Source organism: Gordonia humi (assembly GCF_014197435.1).
GTDB classification, from domain to species: Bacteria; Actinomycetota; Actinomycetes; order Mycobacteriales; family Mycobacteriaceae; genus Gordonia; species Gordonia humi.
This window is the reverse complement of sequence record NZ_JACIFP010000001.1, coordinates 1725852-1742453: the sequence shown is the minus strand read 5'-3', so window position 1 is coordinate 1742453 and position 16602 is coordinate 1725852. Positions and strand designations below refer to the sequence as shown.

Annotated in this window: 14 protein-coding genes; 11 read left to right on the top strand and 3 right to left on the bottom strand. The window is 66.6% G+C overall.

The features are described 5' to 3' along the window. Positions 1-43: 43 nt before the first annotated feature. Positions 44-742 (top strand): siderophore-interacting protein, encoded by a 699-nt coding sequence (locus tag BKA16_RS08090; RefSeq protein ID WP_183370180.1) that lies wholly within the window; start codon positions 44-46, stop codon positions 740-742. Between the two features lie 109 nt (positions 743-851). On the opposite strand, the gene aztA is transcribed toward BKA16_RS08090, so the two are convergent. After that, positions 852-1478 (bottom strand): zinc ABC transporter ATP-binding protein AztA, encoded by a 627-nt coding sequence (gene aztA / locus BKA16_RS08085; RefSeq protein WP_183370179.1) that lies wholly within the window; start codon positions 1476-1478, stop codon positions 852-854. Between the two features lie 19 nt (positions 1479-1497). Here aztA and aztB point away from each other — a divergent pair, with 19 nt between their 5' ends. The 6 genes from aztB to BKA16_RS08055 all read left to right on the top strand — a co-directional run bounded on the left by aztB (position 1498) and on the right by BKA16_RS08055 (position 7478). Next, entirely contained in the window at positions 1498-2340 is an 843-nt protein-coding gene (gene aztB, locus BKA16_RS08080; protein ID WP_183370178.1) for a zinc ABC transporter permease AztB, read from the top strand. Between the two features lie 88 nt (positions 2341-2428). Further along, on the top strand, positions 2429-3709 hold the full coding sequence (locus BKA16_RS08075; RefSeq protein ID WP_183370177.1) for an ABC transporter: 1281 nt from the start codon (positions 2429-2431) through the stop codon (positions 3707-3709). Positions 3710-3861: 152 nt separating this feature from the next. Further along, complete coding sequence (locus BKA16_RS08070) at positions 3862-4680, top strand: metal ABC transporter solute-binding protein, Zn/Mn family (RefSeq protein WP_343067326.1); 819 nt, start codon at positions 3862-3864, stop codon at positions 4678-4680. Between the two features lie 206 nt (positions 4681-4886). Next, entirely contained in the window at positions 4887-5816 is a 930-nt protein-coding gene (locus BKA16_RS08065; protein ID WP_183370175.1) for a metal ABC transporter substrate-binding protein, read from the top strand. Then, positions 5806-6603 carry a metal ABC transporter ATP-binding protein gene (locus BKA16_RS08060; RefSeq protein WP_183370174.1) on the top strand — a complete coding sequence of 266 codons (798 nt, stop codon included), beginning with the start codon at positions 5806-5808 and terminating at the stop codon, positions 6601-6603. Before BKA16_RS08065 ends, BKA16_RS08060 begins: the two co-directional genes overlap by 11 nt. Further along, positions 6603-7478: a metal ABC transporter permease gene (locus tag BKA16_RS08055; RefSeq protein ID WP_183372958.1), complete on the top strand. Its 876-nt coding sequence runs from the start codon at positions 6603-6605 to the stop codon at positions 7476-7478. Before BKA16_RS08060 ends, BKA16_RS08055 begins: the two co-directional genes overlap by 1 nt. Before the next feature lie 100 nt (positions 7479-7578). Here the strand turns inward: BKA16_RS08055 and BKA16_RS08050 are convergent, their stop codons facing one another. Together BKA16_RS08050 and BKA16_RS08045 are read right to left on the bottom strand one after the other, a co-directional pair. After that, positions 7579-9342: an ABC transporter ATP-binding protein gene (locus BKA16_RS08050; RefSeq protein ID WP_183370173.1), complete on the bottom strand. Its 1764-nt coding sequence runs from the start codon at positions 9340-9342 to the stop codon at positions 7579-7581. Then, positions 9339-11222 carry an ABC transporter ATP-binding protein gene (locus tag BKA16_RS08045; RefSeq protein ID WP_183370172.1) on the bottom strand — a complete coding sequence of 628 codons (1884 nt, stop codon included), beginning with the start codon at positions 11220-11222 and terminating at the stop codon, positions 9339-9341. The genes BKA16_RS08050 and BKA16_RS08045 overlap by 4 nt, the downstream gene beginning before the upstream one ends. Before the next feature lie 84 nt (positions 11223-11306). Here BKA16_RS08045 and BKA16_RS08040 point away from each other — a divergent pair, with 84 nt between their 5' ends. Genes BKA16_RS08040 through BKA16_RS08025 form a run of 4 tightly spaced genes read left to right on the top strand, consistent with a single transcriptional unit; the run spans position 11307 to position 16566 of the window. Then, the gene (locus BKA16_RS08040) at positions 11307-11891 is read left to right on the top strand and encodes a GNAT family N-acetyltransferase (RefSeq protein ID WP_183370171.1); all 585 of its coding nucleotides are present in this window, start codon (positions 11307-11309) and stop codon (positions 11889-11891) included. Continuing rightward, positions 11888-13681 (top strand): IucA/IucC family protein, encoded by a 1794-nt coding sequence (locus BKA16_RS08035; RefSeq protein WP_183370170.1) that lies wholly within the window; start codon positions 11888-11890, stop codon positions 13679-13681. The genes BKA16_RS08040 and BKA16_RS08035 overlap by 4 nt, the downstream gene beginning before the upstream one ends. After that, on the top strand, positions 13671-15182 hold the full coding sequence (locus tag BKA16_RS08030) for a pyridoxal phosphate-dependent decarboxylase family protein (RefSeq protein ID WP_343067324.1): 1512 nt from the start codon (positions 13671-13673) through the stop codon (positions 15180-15182). Before BKA16_RS08035 ends, BKA16_RS08030 begins: the two co-directional genes overlap by 11 nt. Continuing rightward, complete coding sequence (locus BKA16_RS08025) at positions 15175-16566, top strand: lysine N(6)-hydroxylase/L-ornithine N(5)-oxygenase family protein (RefSeq protein WP_183370169.1); 1392 nt, start codon at positions 15175-15177, stop codon at positions 16564-16566. The genes BKA16_RS08030 and BKA16_RS08025 overlap by 8 nt, the downstream gene beginning before the upstream one ends. Positions 16567-16602: the final 36 nt, after the last annotated feature.

The following is a 16602-nucleotide window of genomic DNA, read 5'->3' as shown; positions in this document are numbered from 1 at the left end:
CCTAAACTTAGCATCTGATCTGAGGACAGGCTACGCTTGTCTCATGGGTAAAGGCTTCAGCGGATTCGTCCTCAAGGCTCTGGGGGCCAGCGACTACATGTTCACCGTGACGTCGCGGCGCGAGATCACCGACAAGTACGTGCGCATCGGATTCACCGGCGGCGGGCTGTTGAACGACAATCCGATCCACCCCACCCAATGGGTCCGACTGTGGATCCCCGAGGAGGACGACGTCCACCAGCGCGGCTACACGCTCTGCGATCCGAACGCCGAGACCGACACCTTCGACATCGAGTTCGCCATCCACAGCGGCCCGGCCGCGCGATGGGCGCTGGCGGCTCAGCCGGGCGACGAGATCGGCGCGACGGTGATGGGATCGAAGTTCGCGATCCCCGAACCCGCCCCGAGCGAGTACGTGGCCTTCGGCGACACCGCATCACTGCCGGCGATCAACTCGTTGCTCGACGCGATCGGTGATGCGCCCGCCCGGGTCTGGCTCGAATGGCAGTACCCGTCCGATAAGACCCTGCCCGTGCACGCCGACCCATCCCACCAGGTCACCTGGCTGGAACGCGTCAACGACGGCCAACTGCTCCGAGAGGCCGCCGAGCAGATCACCGTCGCCCCCACGGCCTTCGCCTGGATCGGCTGCGACGGCCTCACCACCCGCACCATCGCGAAGACCCTCCGCGGCAACGGCCATCCGAAGACCGCGATGAAGTCCCAGGCTTACTGGAAGTAGTCACCCCCACTGGCCGTCGCCCCCTGGGGCACACGGCTTCGCCGGCGATCTCGGGGTCGTGGCGCAATGTCCGGGAGAGGTCCGCTCGCTCCAGCAAACCCGGCGCGCTTCACCCCTGATCGTGCAACAGCCCATTGACGAGCCTGTGGATCGTGTCCGCGGCTTCTGCTTGTCGGCGGTCGTGCGTTGCCATGATCACGGTGGCGCCACGGGCGGCTTCTTCGCGTATCGCCGTGTTGATGATGTCGCAGGCATCGGGGTCCAGACCGGTTGTGGGTTCGTCGAGCAGGAGAAGGTCGGCTTGTTGCACGAGAGCTTGTGCCAGCAGCGTTCGTTGCCGCTGCCCACCCGAGAGGTCGCCCAACCGCCGCTCGGCCAGTTCGAGAACACCCATGCGACGCATCGTGGACATGCAGAATCGTCGGTCAGCTCTCGAGGGTCTGCGCCATGCACCGAGCTTCGCCCATAGGCCCATGTTCACCGTCGCCGCGACGCTGAGCGGAACCAGTTCGTCGACAGCGACCTGCTGGGGCACGAAGGCGATCGAGCGAGGAACACCGGTGACGGAACCGTGCGTGCACGAGACCAGCCCGGCCAGAACGTGAAGCAGTGTCGACTTACCGGACCCGTTGTGACCGACGAGCGCGCTCACAGTTCCCGGCGAGAACGCTGCGTCGATCCGCTCCAACGCATGCACGCTGCCGTAGGTGACGTCCAGCCGGTTGACGACAATCATGTTCATTTACTCTAACAGGGTGCATACACTGTTGGATCCGTTCATGGTGCCGTTCGTACGCCGAGCGTTGATTGCAGGACTGATCGTCTCGGTCTTGTGCGCGCTGGTCGGCACCTGGGTGGTGTTACGCGGCATGGCGTTCATGAGCGAGGCGGTCTCGCACGGCATGCTTCCGGGCGTCGCGATCGCCTACCTCAGCGGGATCAATCTCTTCGCCGGCGCGGCGGTCAGTGCACTCGTGATGGTCGTGGGCGTCTCATGGGTCTCGCGACGGTCTTCGCTCGCCGAGGATGCGAGTATCGGGCTGCTGTTCGTCGGCATGCTCGCCTTGGGGGTGGTGATCGTCTCTCGCACCCGATCGTTCGCGGTCGACCTCACGTCATTCCTGTTCGGCGACGTCCTGTCCGCATCGTGGGCAGACCTGGTGTGGCTCCTCGCCGCCACGGTGACCGCGATGATCGTGTCGATCGCGATGTACCGCCCGTTCGTAGCGCTCATCCTTGATCGCAGAACCGCACACACGATGAATCTTCGCCCGAGACTCGCGCATGTCGCACTCCTCGGACTAGTCGTGCTCGCCGTCGTGGCATCGTTCCGGATCGTCGGGACCCTACTGGTGATCGGCCTGCTGATCGCACCGTCCGCCACCGCACTCCTCCTCAAACGCTCCATCGTGGCCACGATGGCCATCGCATCGGCGCTCGGATGGTCCGCCACAGTCGGCGGCCTCCTCGTCTCCTGGCATGCGAACACCGCGGCCGGCGCCACGATCGCGGGTTTCGCGGTACTGCAGTTCTTCGCTCTGCTGATACTGCGTGAACTCGTCGCCACACTGTCTAGCCGTGTACAGGCTCGCGCCTGAGGGACAGACCCGACGGAGACGCGCCTCCGGTGCCCATGTACAGTCCAGCCCTGATAGTAATGACATCCATTATCATTAGGTGGGTATGATGAACAGACGTACATGGGTCGGCGCCACCGTCGCGGTGGTCGGGCTGACAATCGCAGGGTGTGGCAACGATGCCGAGTCGGATTCGAGTCCGTCAGAATCGGTGGGACACTCGCACGCGGGCAGCGACCTCGAGGCGCCGACCGGGGCGACCGAGGTCGAGACGGCACAGCCTCGACTCGTCGTCACCGACTCGAAGTCCGGCACAGTCGATGTCGTGGACCTCACCTCGACCGAAGTCCTCAAGCGCATCGATCTGGGCGATACGTCGAAGGTCACGATGATCGACAAGCGCTACGCATTCGCGGTCGACGGCGAGGGCGGACGAGTGACTGTCATCGACGCCGGGTCCTGGATCGTCGACCACGGGGACCACACGCACTCGTACGTGAGCGACCCGAAAGAGATCGGCGAACTCAGCGGCCAGAAACCCGCGCACATCGTCCCGGGCGATGACAGAGTCGCTTCGTTCTTCGACGACGATGGAGCGGCACAGGTTCTCGACATCGATTCCCTAGGCGAGGGAAACGTCGACATCACCGCCACGATCAAGGCGGACAAACCGCACCATGGCGTGGTCGTACCGTTGGCCGGACACTACATCACCTCGCATTCCGTGGCCGACCCCGAGGACGCTCGTCCAGGAAGCTTCGAGTTGCGCGACAGCGACGGCGACAAAGTGCAAGACTTCCAGACGCCATGCCCGCGGATGCACGGTGAAGCCGGCTTCGAGGACTACATGCTCGGAGCCTGCGACGACGGAGTCTTCAAGGCATCGGTGAAGGACGGGAAGTGGAGTTCGGAGAAGATCCCGTACTCGGACGGTATCGACGACACGACTCGTCCGACGACATTCCGTGAACAACAGGGCGTCGGACGAGTCGTGGCGACCGCGGGTCCGGCGGCCACGAACGACGGTGTGCTCGTGCTCGATTCCGCGACGGGCCAGTGGAAGCACATCACAACGCCGGACAAGGCGATCAACGTCAACATCTCCGGAGACGGCAGATCCGTGTTCGCGATCCTCGCCGACGGCACGTTTCACGTGTACGACGCCTCGACAGGCGCAGAGACCGGTGCCTCGAAAGCTCTGGCCGAGCCGTACAACTGGAGCGACAAGACGGCGACCCCACCCGTGATCGTCGTCGGCGGCAACCGTGCGTACGTCAGCGATCCCGACGCGCGCGTGGTGCAGGAGATCGACTACGCCGACAATGCACGCGTCGCACGGACGATCGAGGTCGGGGTCTCGGCCTCGTCGCTGGGAATCGCCGGTCTATGAGGCGGGCCCCCGCCGTCGTCATCCCCGCCGCCCTCATCCCCGTCGCCCTCATCCCCGTCGCCCTCATCCTGGTCGCTCTCACCGCGGTCGCAGCGGCCTTGGCCGGCTGCTCGTCGAACATCGAGGGCGACCGAGACAAACCGCTCGTCGTCGTGACGACCAACATCCTCGGGGATGTGGTGTCCAACATCGTCGGTACCGAGGCGGACGTCAAAGTGCTCATGCCGCGCAACGCCGACCCCCATTCATTCGAGATCTCAGCCGCCGACGCTGCCGAGATCAGCCAGGCCGATCTCTTCATCTCAAACGGGCTCGGCCTCGAGGAAGGCATCACCAGAACCGCCGACTCCGCCAGGAGTGAAGGCATAGACCTCCTGGAGGTCGGCGAACACGTCGACCCGCTGAGATACGGAGACGGCGCATCACCGGGAAGCTTCGATCCACACTTCTGGACAGACCCAGACCGGATCGACCGAGCAGCCGAACTGATCGGTTCGGCCGTGATCGAGGATGTGCGTGACGCAGACACGACTGCGGTCAGACAGAACACCGCCCTGTACCGGAAGCGAGTCCAGGGCATCAGCAAGTACATGAGCGAGAAGTTCAACACCATTCCAGTCGAACGCAGACAATTGGTGACCAACCACCATGTGTTCGGCTACCTCGCCGAGCGCTTTGATTTCACGATCGTCGGCGCAGTCGTGCCGAGTGGCACAACGCTCGCCTCGCCGAGCGCATCCGACCTCGATCAACTCGCGCACAAGATTCGGGACGCGAGAGTCGCTGCGATCTTCGTCGACTCATCCCAACCAGACCGACTGGCCCAAGTTCTCGCATCGGAGGCACGACTGCCGATCAAGGTGAAGTCCCTACACACTGAATCATTGGACGAGGAGGGAACAGAGGCCGGAACCTACCTCGGAATGATGAAATCGAACACAGACGAAATAGTCGACGGCTTACGTTCATAGAGGCCGGGCACCGGCGGCAACAGCACTCCGTGAACTTGTGCGGATCAGCGCCCGGGAGCGTGAACATGACCGAGATCGGGTGCAGCAGGCCTTCGACCATCGGAGTCGGATGTGCGCTCCTCAAAAACCGCATGAGAAGACCAGCTCAACGGGAGTCGGAGCGCTCGTCCGTTTATTTTTCGGCTCACCGAAGTTATAGTCATGCTATGACGAACTATCGATTTCGACCAGCCGGTCTTCTGGCGGTTGCGGCACTGGCGGCGTCGGTCATCGCATGCTCCCCGTCGGCCGACCGCGATTCCGGCAAAACCGTGGTGTTGACCACGTTCACGGTGCTCGCGGACATGGCCTCAGAGATCGCAGGCGATCGACTGCACGTGGAGTCGATCACCAAACCCGGTGCCGAGGTTCATGGGTACGAGCCGACCCCGTCGGACATCCGTCACGCGTCCGATGCCTCGCTGATCATCGACAACGGGCTGGGACTGGAGCGCTGGTTCGAGCAGTTCGTCGATGACCTGGATGTTCCACATGTCGTCGTCAGCGGCGGCGTCGAGCCGATCGACATCGCCTCCGACGCCTATGCGGGCAAGCCCAACCCGCATGCGTGGATGAGTCCGCTCAACGCGCAGATCTACGTCGACAACATCGTCGGAGCCTTCTCCGACCTCGACCCCGACGGCGCGGCCGCCTACCGCGCCAACGCCGACGAGTACAAGACGAAGCTGCAAGACGTGCACGACGACCTGGTGGCAGCAGTCGCCGGGTTGCCCACCAACGAACGGGCTCTGGTGAGCTGCGAGGGCGCGTTCTCGTACCTCGCCAGGGACACCGGTTTGACCGAGCGCTACATCTGGCCCGTCAACGCCGAGCAGCAGGCGACTCCCCAACAGGTCGGAGCGACGATCGACTTCGTCCGTAGAAGCAACACGCCAGCCGTGTTCTGTGAATCCACCGTCTCCGACAAGGCCATGCGCCAAGTGGTCTCCGCCACCGGAGCGCGGTTCGGCGGCACCCTCTACGTCGACTCGTTGTCCACCGACGACGGCCCGGTCCCGACCTACCTGGATCTGATCCGCCATGACGTACGGACGATCGTGACCGGGTTGACCGGATCGCCGACCCATGACCGGTGATGCTGTGATCGCCTCCGAGCGTGTCGACGAGCCCGCGATCGACATCCGATCGGTCACCGTGCGATACGGCGACATCGTGGCGCTCGACGACGCCACGCTTCGCCTGCACCGAGGCACCGTGTGCGGTCTGATAGGCATGAACGGTTCCGGAAAGTCCACCCTGTTCAAAACGATCATGGGGCTGATCACCCCCGACTCGGGCACCGTCCGGATCCATGGCGGGCCACCGTCGTATGCGCGGCGCGATGGCTCGGTCGGTTACGTTCCACAGTCCGAGGACATCGACTGGACGTTCCCGCTCTCAGTCCGCGACGTGGTCATGACCGGCCGATACGGCCGTCTCGGCGTCATGCGCAGGCCACGTCGCAGCGACAACGAGGCCGTCGACGAGGCGATCGACCGCGTCGAACTCGGCGCCTACCAGAACCGGCAGATCGGCCAACTGTCCGGCGGGCAGAGGAAACGAGCCTTCGTAGCACGCGGCATCGCTCAGCAGGCCTCGGTCATGCTCCTCGACGAACCGTTCGCAGGTGTGGACAAGCGCACCGAAGCAACCATCAGCACTCTCCTACGCGAACTCGCCGACGCCGGGGCCGCGATATTCGTCTCCACTCACGACCTGCACGCCCTCCCCGACCTCGCCGACCAGGCAATACTGCTCATGCACCGAGTCCTCGCGCACGACAGACCGGACCGCGTGATCACTCCCGACAATCTCACCAGGGCGTTCGGACTCGACCCGCTCAACCCCCTGAACAGACCCGATCCGAGGAACCCACACCCATGATCGCGCTCGTCGACCTGCTTCTGGCCCCGTTCGACTACCAGTTCATGACGCGTGCACTGATCGCGACCCTCATCGCGTCGATCGTGTGCGCCCTCCTCTCCTGCTGGCTCGTACTCGTAGGATGGTCGCTCATGGGCGACGCAGTCTCCCATGCCGTACTTCCGGGAGTCGTCCTCGCCTACATCCTCGGCATCCCGTTCGCAATCGGCGCGGTCGTCTTCGGGATCCTCGCCGTCGGACTCATCGGTGCTGTTCGCAGCACTGGACGGGTGAAAGAAGACGCCGCCATCGGCATCGTGTTCACCACCCTGTTCGCCCTCGGCCTAGTCCTCATCTCCATCACACCCAGCCAGACGGACCTCAACCACATCGTCTTCGGAAACATCCTGGGCGCGTCTACGACCGACATCGTTCAGATAGCGATTCTCGGAGCCACCGTCGCGATCGTCCTCATCGTGAAGCGACGCGATTTCACCCTGTACGCGTTCGACCCGGTCCACACCCATGCGATCGGACTCAACCCGCGACGCCTCGGCATGATCCTGCTCGGACTCCTCGCACTCACCGCCGTCACGGCATTGCAGGTCGTGGGTATCGTCTTGGTCGTCGCCATGCTCATCATCCCGGGAGCCACCGCGAGGCTTCTCACCGACAGATTCAACACGATGCTGCTCATCGCGCCCTCCATCGCAGCAGGCAGCAGCGTCATCGGCCTCTACCTCGCCTACTACCAAGACACCTCACCCGGCGGAATGGTCGTCCTCACGCAGGGAATCGCCTTCGGACTCGTCTACCTGTTCGGTCCCGGCCACGGCATCGTCACCACCGCCCTCCGCTCCGCCAGTGAACGAGGTCGAACTCGACGGGTCTCATGACGACGTCGATCACGTCCTACTCCGACCCCGCACCGTCACGGCCGAGAAGAGCCGCGGGGGAATGACGTTCGGCGGGTGTCTATGGCGCCGGCGGGACGGGTCAGGGTCTCGACTCCGCTCGACCGGCGGAGGAGGACGTGAGGCGCCAGCCGGCGGCGCGGTCGCGTTGGGCCACGAAGTCGGCGTAGCGACCGGGACGCGCCGAGAGTTCGTCGTGGGTCCCTCGGTCGACGATCACACCGTCGTCGAGCACCGCGATCTGGTCGGCGTGCGCGACGGTCGAGAGCTTGTGCGCCACCACGACGACGGTCTTGCCGCGGGTCAGTTCGCGCAGACCCCGCACGACGACGGCCTCGTTGTGCGGATCCAGGGCACTCGTCGCCTCGTCGAGCAGAACGATCGGCGCATCCTTGAGGAGCGCGCGGGCGATCGAGACGCGTTGGCGCTCGCCCCCGGACAGGTTCGCGCCACGCTCGCCGACGACCGTGTCCCAGCCGTCCGGCAGCCGCTCCACGATCTCGTCCACCGCGGCGATCCGAGCGGCCTCGCGGAGTTCGTCGGCGGTCGCATCGGGTCGGCCGATCCGGATGTTCTCCTCGATGGTCTGGTTGAACAGGTACACGTCTTGGAACACCGGCGAGACCTGCGCCATCAGATCGTCCAACGCCATGTCGGCGACGTCGACACCGCCGATCCGCACGGCGCCCGCATCCACCGGGTGGAACCGCGCGGCCAGCCGCAGCAGCGTCGTCTTACCCGAACCGCTCGGCCCGACGATCGCCGTCGTCGTGCCGGCGGGAACCTCGAGCGTCACCTCGCGTACCACCTGCACGCCATCGTGATAACCGAACGCGACACCGTCGAAACAGATGCCGTTGTCGATCGGGGTCGCCGCGACACCCTGCTCCGAATCGACCAGTTCCGGCACGTCGAGCAGCTCGTGAACACGGTCGATCGCCGCAGCGGCACGCCGAGTCGACGTCGACACCTGCGCGAGCTGGGACACGGGATCGATGAACCGGGACACGACGACGATCAGCCCGACTGCCGTCGCGGCGGCGAGGTCGCCGTCGGTCGCCCACACCGTGACCGCGTACACGAGCACCAGGAACACGACCTGGACGACGATCGCGAATGCGGCCAGCCCGGGCACGCTCGCCGCGATCAATCCGCTCGACGCCCGTCGATGCTGCTGCAGCGCCGACTCGAGCGCGCGGTTGCGCTCCCCGACCGCCCCGAACGCGCGCAGCACCGGCTGCGCGGTGGTGAACTCGAGGACCCGAGCGTCGACCTCGGCCGCGCTGGCGTGCAGTCGATCGTCGGCGCTGCGGTACGAACGCCCGGCCAGACGGTCGACGATCGACATCACCGGCAGCGACACCAGCATGATGACGCCGAGACGCCAGTCGATGAACATCACGCCGACGCCGACGCCGATCGGGACCACGACGCCGCTGACCATCACCGCGAGCAGATGCGAGAGGAACTCGACGATCTCCCGGACGTCGGCCACCACGGTGCGGGTGATCGACGCGGTGGTACGGCCGGTGAACCAGCCCAACGGCAGCGCGCTCAGGTGGTCGCCGAGCCGATGGGACACCCCGCGCAGCATGCCCACGCCCAGTCTCAGGCCGAGCAGCGACTGCAGATAGCCGGCGACGGCGGCCACCGCGACGACGCCCGCCATGATCGCCAACCAGATCCCGGCATCGCCGGTCCGGCGGTCGAACAGTGCGGTCAGCAGAGGGACCAGCAGGACGAAGGCGGCGGCCTGCGCGACGCCGTAGACGGCGGTCGCCGCCAGGTGGAGGGGAATCAGCCGCTGTCTGTCGGCGGGTACCAGTGTGAATGCCTTGCGGATCATCGGATCGCCTCCACGCGGTCGGTCGTCGTGCTCTCGGCCAGCGCGGCCATCGCGTTCTCGTTCGACGCCCACAGGCGTCGATACAGTCCGTCGGTCTCGACGAGTTCGTCGTGCGTGCCGCGCTGTACGACCCTGCCCGCGTCGAGCACCAAGATCTGGTCGACGTCGGTGATCGTATGCAGCCGGTGCGCGATGACCAGCACCGTACGGTCGGCGATCACCGAGGCCAGCGCGTCCTGCACGGCCGCCTCCGACTCCGGATCGGCGAAGGCGGTCGCCTCGTCGAGCACCAGCACGCGGCTCCCGGAGAGCAGTGTGCGCGCGATCGACAGCCGCTGCGCCTGGCCTCCGGAGAAGATCGCGTCGACCCCGATCTCGGAGTCGTAGCCGCGCGGGAGTTCGGTGATCCGATCGTGGATCTGCGCCAAGCGTGCCGCGTCCTCGAGATCGGCCGCGCTCGCATCCGGGCGCGCCAGACGCAGATTGTCGGCGACGGTGCCACGGATCAGATGCACGTCCTGGAAGACGAAGCCGACGGTCGAGTACAAGTCGGCCAGACTCATCGAGGCGATGTCGCGTCCGTCGATCGAGACCGTGCCCGCGTCGACGTCGTGGAATCGGGCGAGCAGTCGGGCCAGGGTGGTCTTCCCCGAACCGCTCGGACCGACCAGCGCGGTCACCGTGCCCGGCGCCAGCTCGAGGTCGACGCCGCTGAGCACCGGCGTCTCCGGCGTGTAGCCGAAGGTGACACCGGAGAAACGGACCGCCCCCGCGACATCGCCCATCGGATCTCCACCGATCGGCTCGACCAGTTCGGGCAGCGCTTCGAGTTCGCCGATCCGTCGAGCGGCGGCCGACCCCTCGCGCAGCGCCTGACCCGCGTAGGCGAAGCCGAGGAAGCTCGCGCCGAGCCCGACTCCGACGAGCAGGAACGGGACGAGGTCGAGCGGATCCATCCAGTTCAGCGCCACCATTCCGACTGCGGCGGCGGTCACCACGAGCATCGAGAAGACCGGCGCGAGGAGCATGTCGGCCATGGCCTGCAGCCTGGTCATCGGCGTCTTCCACGCGTCGAGCGCGTCGGCGTACCGGTCGACGGCGCGCGAGAACGCCGCCGACGCCTTCCTCGTCTGACCGAACGCGCGGATCACCGCGATGCCGTCGACGAATTCCACGGCGGTGCTGTCCACCTCGCGTTGGCCGCGGGTGAAACCGCCGAGCAGGCGGGTGAACTCGGGACTCGTCATGGCCTTGAGCGCGACCGCGTATCCGATCACCGGGATCAGCGTCACCAAGGCCAGGCGCCAATCGGCGACGAACAGGTACACGAGGATCACCAGCGGCGACACCGTCGCGTTCACGTACTCGAGCCGAACGTGCGCGACGAGATAGTGCAACGCCTCGACGTCATCGGACAGCAGACGCTTGACGTCTCCGGACGTGCGCTCGGTGAACCAGCCGAGCGGCAGCCTGCTCGCCTTGGCCGCCAGGCGACGACGCAGCGTGAGTTGGAAGCCCGCGTCGATCCGGTGCGTGGCGACCAGTCCGATGATCTGCAGCAGCCCGCGGAACACCGCGACGGCGAACGCCGCGATCACCAGCGCCGTGACGGTTCCGGTGTCGGTGTCGGCCTTCAGCAGTTCGCGGCAGATCTCGACGACGAGGATGAACGGCACCACCGAGGCGATCGCGGAGATCGCGACGAGCACACTCGCCGCCGAGATCGCCGAGCTCACCGGCGCCAAGAGCTCCTTGGCCGCGGCCTTGTCTCGCCTGGCCTGTGCACGCAACGCCACCTGGTCGGGAGCGCGTGTCTGCGAGGTGCTCGCCAGGCTCCACTCGCCCGGCTCGTGGGCCTCAGACACCATCGTCGAATCCATGTGCGTTAGCCTAACCTAAGTGAGGTAGCCTAACCTAAGAATCCCCGCGGTGTATCCGTTCCGATCTCCGAAGCGAGTGGTCGAATGACTTCTGATTCCGTATCGACGTCGCCCCTGGTGTCTGTCACCATGGACGCCGATCGCGATGCCGCGACCGTGCACCGCTGGCTGACGCATCCCAAGTCGCGGTACTGGGACATGCTGTCGGCCACCCTCGACGAGGTGCACGCGTTCATCGCCGACACCCAGGCCTCGGCGGTCCGACCGCACGGTCTGCGCATCGGCCGCGTCGACGATCGCGCCGAGTTCATGTTCGAGCTGTACGACCCGCTCACCAGCGACCTCGCGGAGCCCGGCACCGGATACGTCCACGCCGAGGGCGACATCGGCATGCACCTGCTCGTCGCTCCCGCCGAGGCCCCGATCTCCGGATTCACCGGTGAGGTGATGCTCCACATCATGCGTACCGCGTTCGGTGAGGCCGGAGCGCGACGCGTCGTCGTCGAACCCGATGTGGACAACGCCGACGTCCAGGCGCTAAACGCCGCCGTCGGATTCGTGGTGGCGGGCGATCATCCGGTGGCCGACAAGATCGCCCGGCTGAGCCACTGCACCCTCGACGACTTCGTCCGCGTGACCGACGGCGGCCGACGCGTGAGCGACCGATGAGCACCGCGGAGACCGACGTCGCCGCCGGATCGCTGCGGGACGTGTACGACCGCCGGATCGCGGCCAAGGTGATCGCGGAGTTCTGTCACGAACGCGCGCTTACCCCGCTGGAGACCTCTCCCGGACATTTCAGTCTGCTCTCCGACGACCAGCGCACCGAGTACGGGTTCACCGCCGACCTGTTGTCCCTGGACAGCTGGGCGGTCGACGAGGAGTCTCTGCGCCGGACTCGCGGCGGACACGAGCTGCCGGTACGGGCGGTCGACCTCGTCGTCGACGTCCGCGCGCAGCTGGGCATCGCCGTCGACGCGCTGCCGGAGTATCTGGAGGAACTGATCCACACCGTCGCGATCGGCGCCGACCGCACCGACGCCAAGCGGATCCGCGCCGCCGATCTCGCCGTCGCCGACTTCCAGACCATCGAGAAGACGATGACCGAGGGGCATCCGTGCTTCGTCGCCAACGCCGGACGCCTCGGATTCAGCGCACACGACGTGGCCGCCTACGCACCCGAGTCCGGCGGCCGGTTCCGGCTGATCTGGGTGGCCGCCCGCGCCGAGGACTGCGACGTCGCCACGATGGGCGATGTCGATTACGCCGACCTCGTCCGTGACGAACTCGGCGACGACGTCGTCGAGAAGTTCTCGGACGTCCTGCTGTTCCAGGGACTCGATCCCGGCGCGTACACGTTTCTGCCCGTGCATCCGTGGCAGTGGACCGAGAAGGCCGCCCGCCTGTACGCCGCGGACATCGCCGAACGGCGACTGGTGATCCTCGGCGCATCGCCGGACGAGTACCAGCCGCAGCAGTCGATCCGCACCCAGTTCAACGCGACCACGCCGACCCGTCACTACGTCAAGACGGCGCTGTCGATCGTGAACATGGGATTCACCCGCGGAATGTCGGCCGACTACATGCGCACCACCCCGCTCATCAACGACTGGGTCCGTTCACGGATCGGCGACGACGCCTACCTGCGCGAGACCGGCTTCGAACTCCTCTACGAAGTGGCCGCCGTCGGGTACCGCAACCCGACGTTCACCGCGATCACCCGACCCGGCTCCGAGTACCGCAAACTCCTCTCCGCACTCTGGCGACAGAGTCCGGTGCCGCGCATCGACGACGACGAGCAGCTCGCGACGATGGCCTCACTGCTGCACGTCGACCACGAGGGCGCCCCGTTGATCGGCGAGTTCATCGCGCGGTCGGGCCTGCCCGCCGGCGAGTGGCTCGCCCGCTATCTGCGCACCTATCTCCATCCGATCGCCTACCTGCTCTACCGGCACCGACTGAAGTTCTCCCCGCACGGTGAGAACCTCATCCTGGTGCTGCGCGACAGCGTGCCGGTCCGCGCGATCCTCAAGGACGTCGGCGAGGAGGTCTGCGTCTTCGACCGACCCGACGATCTCCCGCCGTCGTGCAGTCGCGCATTGACCACCGAACCCGACGAGATCCGGAATCTCGGCGTCCTCTCGGACGTTTTCGACGACTTCTTCCGGCCGCTCGCCGCACTCACCCACCGCAGCGGGCTGCTCGACGACGCCGACTTCTGGGCGATCGTCGCCGCCAGCGTCCACGAGTTCGTCGCGGCGCACCCGGACCTGGCCGACCGCTTCGCTCGCTGGGACCTGTTCGCCCCGACGTTCCCCGCCGTGCACATGAACGCACTGCAACTCGGCGACAACCGCCGGATGGTGAACGTGGGCGACTCCTACGGCGCCATCCTCGCCGCCGACCACCGACTGATCAATCCCATCGCCGACTCACAAGGGGCCCACCGTGTCTCATGACGACCTCAGCCGATTCGCGACCCCCGGTATCGGTTGGTCGCAGATCGGCGACCAGATGGCCCGCGTCGCGGCCGCCGTCACCGACCGACATCACGGATCGCCCCTGCCCTACGGCGCCCCGCAGGAGATGCTGGCCGCCGTCGCCGCCGAACTCGGTCCCGAAAGGATGCCCGCCGACGGGATGGGCGCCGACGACGCCCTCGCGCGGGTCGCCGGGATCGTCGCCGCCTACGGGCTCGATCTGACCCATCGACTGACCGCAGCGCACCTGCAGCCGCCTCCGTTGACGGTCTCGGTGACCGCCGACGCGCTGGCCAGCGCGACCAACGCGTCCCTCGACACCTACGATTCGGGGCCGGCGACCCTCGCGATCGAGAAGTGGACGATCGCCGCGCTCGCCGACCTCGCGGGCTTCGGCCCGTCGGCCGGCGGCGTCTTCGGCCCCGGGGGCTCGTTCTCGAACCTGCTCGCCATGCTGATCGCCCGTGACCACGCCGCCGCGCGACTGCAGATCGACACCCGCCACCACGGCGTGGCCGCACTCCCCCGACCCGTCGTCCTGTGCTCGCGCGTCGCGCACTTCTCGATCAACCGGGCCTGTGCGACGCTCGGACTCGGCGAGGCCGCGGTCGTCGCCGTGGACGTCGACGAACATCACCGGATGATCCCGGCCGCGCTCGACGCGGCGATCACGGACACCGACGGGACGCCGGTCGCGATCGTCGCGACCGCGGGCACCACCGACTTCGGCACCGTCGACCCGCTGCCGGAGATCGCCGACATCGCCGCCCGCCACGGCGTCTGGCTGCACATCGACGCCGCCTACGGTTTCGGCGCACTGTTCTCCGACCGCCTCGCCCACCTCGTGCACGGCCTCGATCGCGCCGACTCGGTGACCCTCGACCTGCACAAGATCGGCTGGCAGCCCGCCGCGGCGAGCCTGCTGCTGCTGCGTGACGAGGAACGGTTCTCCTCGTTCGACAGGAACGTCGACTATCTCAACCCCGAGGACGACGAGGAGGCCGGGTTCGGCGGTCGTCTCGGTCTCACCCTGCAGACCACCCGCCGCCCGGACGTGCTCAAGGTCCTGACCACGTTCCTGGCCTACGGGCGGTCGGGGCTCGGCGAGATGCTCGAGGCGTGCCACGCGCTCGCCCAGCACGCCCAGGACCGCATCATCGCCGAGCCGCAGCTCGAACTGGTCGCGCCGGTCACCTTGACCACCGTCGTCTTCCGCTACCGATGCCAGGACCTGGACCCGGTGAACGCGGAAGTCCGACGCCGCCTGATCAGTTCCGGCACCGCTCTGATCGGCCGCACCCGTGTCCGGATCTCGGGCGAGGCCGAGCCGTCGACGTGCCTCAAGCTGACGCTGCTCAATCCGACCTCCACCCGGACCGACATCGACGAGTTGTTCAACGAACTCCTGCGCCACGCACTCGAGGTGGAGTCCGAGAACGCCGACTACGAGATCGCGGACAAGGTGCGAGTACATGACTGACGCCGACTCCCTCGACGCTCTCGCTGTCGGCGGCCGCACACTGGATGTGCTGGCGGTCGGCTGCGGTCCGTTCAATCTCGGGCTCGCCGCGATGGCCTCGACCGTCGACGACGTGGACGTCGTCGTGGTCGATTCGGTGGACGAGTTCGCGTGGCACCCGGGGCTGCTGTTCGAGGAGGCGACCCTCCAGGTCAGCTTCCTGTCCGACCTGGTGACGCTGGTCGACCCGAGACATCCGATGTCGTTCCTGGCCTACCTCGCCGACACCGATCGGCTGTACCCGTTCCTGGTGCGCGAGCAGTTCTTCCCCACGCGACGCGAATACGAGGCCTACCTGAAGTGGGCGGTGTCGCGACTGGACTCGCTCCGGTTCTCCACGACCGTCGACGAGATCCACTGGGACGATGCCGCCGAACGTTTCGACGTCCTCGTCTCCTCGCACGGAACCCGGTCGGTGGTGCATGCGCGCACCGTGGTGGTCGGCGTCGGCACCGAACCGTTCACCCCGTCGGTCATGTCCCCGGACTCGCCCGCGGTGGTGCACAGCAGCGACTATCTGTACCGTCGCGACGACGCGCAAGCCGCCGATGCGGTGACCGTCATCGGGTCCGGACAGTCGGGCGCGGAGATCGTCGTCGACCTGCTCGAGGCCAACATCGACGGCGGCCCCGCCGTGACGTGGTGGACGCGGACGCCGTGGTTCGCACCGCTCGACTTCACCAAGCTCTCGTTGGAGATGACGACACCGGCGTACATGGACTACTTCCATTCGCTGCCCGAGGCCACCCGCGATCGAGTCCGTCCGGGACACTGGCAGTTCCACAAGGGGATCTCCACGGACACCCTCGACCGCATCCACGACCTGCTCTACCGACGGCAACTGCTCGATCACCTCGCACCTGTCGAACTGCGCAACGGCGTGGCCGTCGACGGCATCGACGACACCGACCGGGTCACCGTCCGCGGACGCCACCTGGACACCGGGGCCGCATTGACGCACGACACCGATCTGGTGATCACCGCGACCGGATACCGCGAACGCGCGCAACCGTTCCTCGCACCGATCGAATCGCTGCTGCACCGCGACTCCCGCGGTCGCCGGGTGATCGCCGCGAATCACTCCGTGGCCGCCGACGGCGCGCTCGCCGACCGATTGTTCATGGTCAACGCCGAGACCCACACCCACGGCGTGTCCGCGCCGAATCTCGACATCGGCGCGGTCCGCAACGCCCGCATCCTCAACACCGTCGCCGGACGCGAGGTGTACCGGCTGCCGAAGCACACGGCCTTCACGACATTCGGTGTCGCGCCGCCGATTCCTTCGCACGCCGATCCGCACGCCGCCCCCGACTCCGACCGACTCGATCCGGCGGAGCAGCGGTGAGGAACCCGCGACCGACACAACAAGCCCCGACTAGGA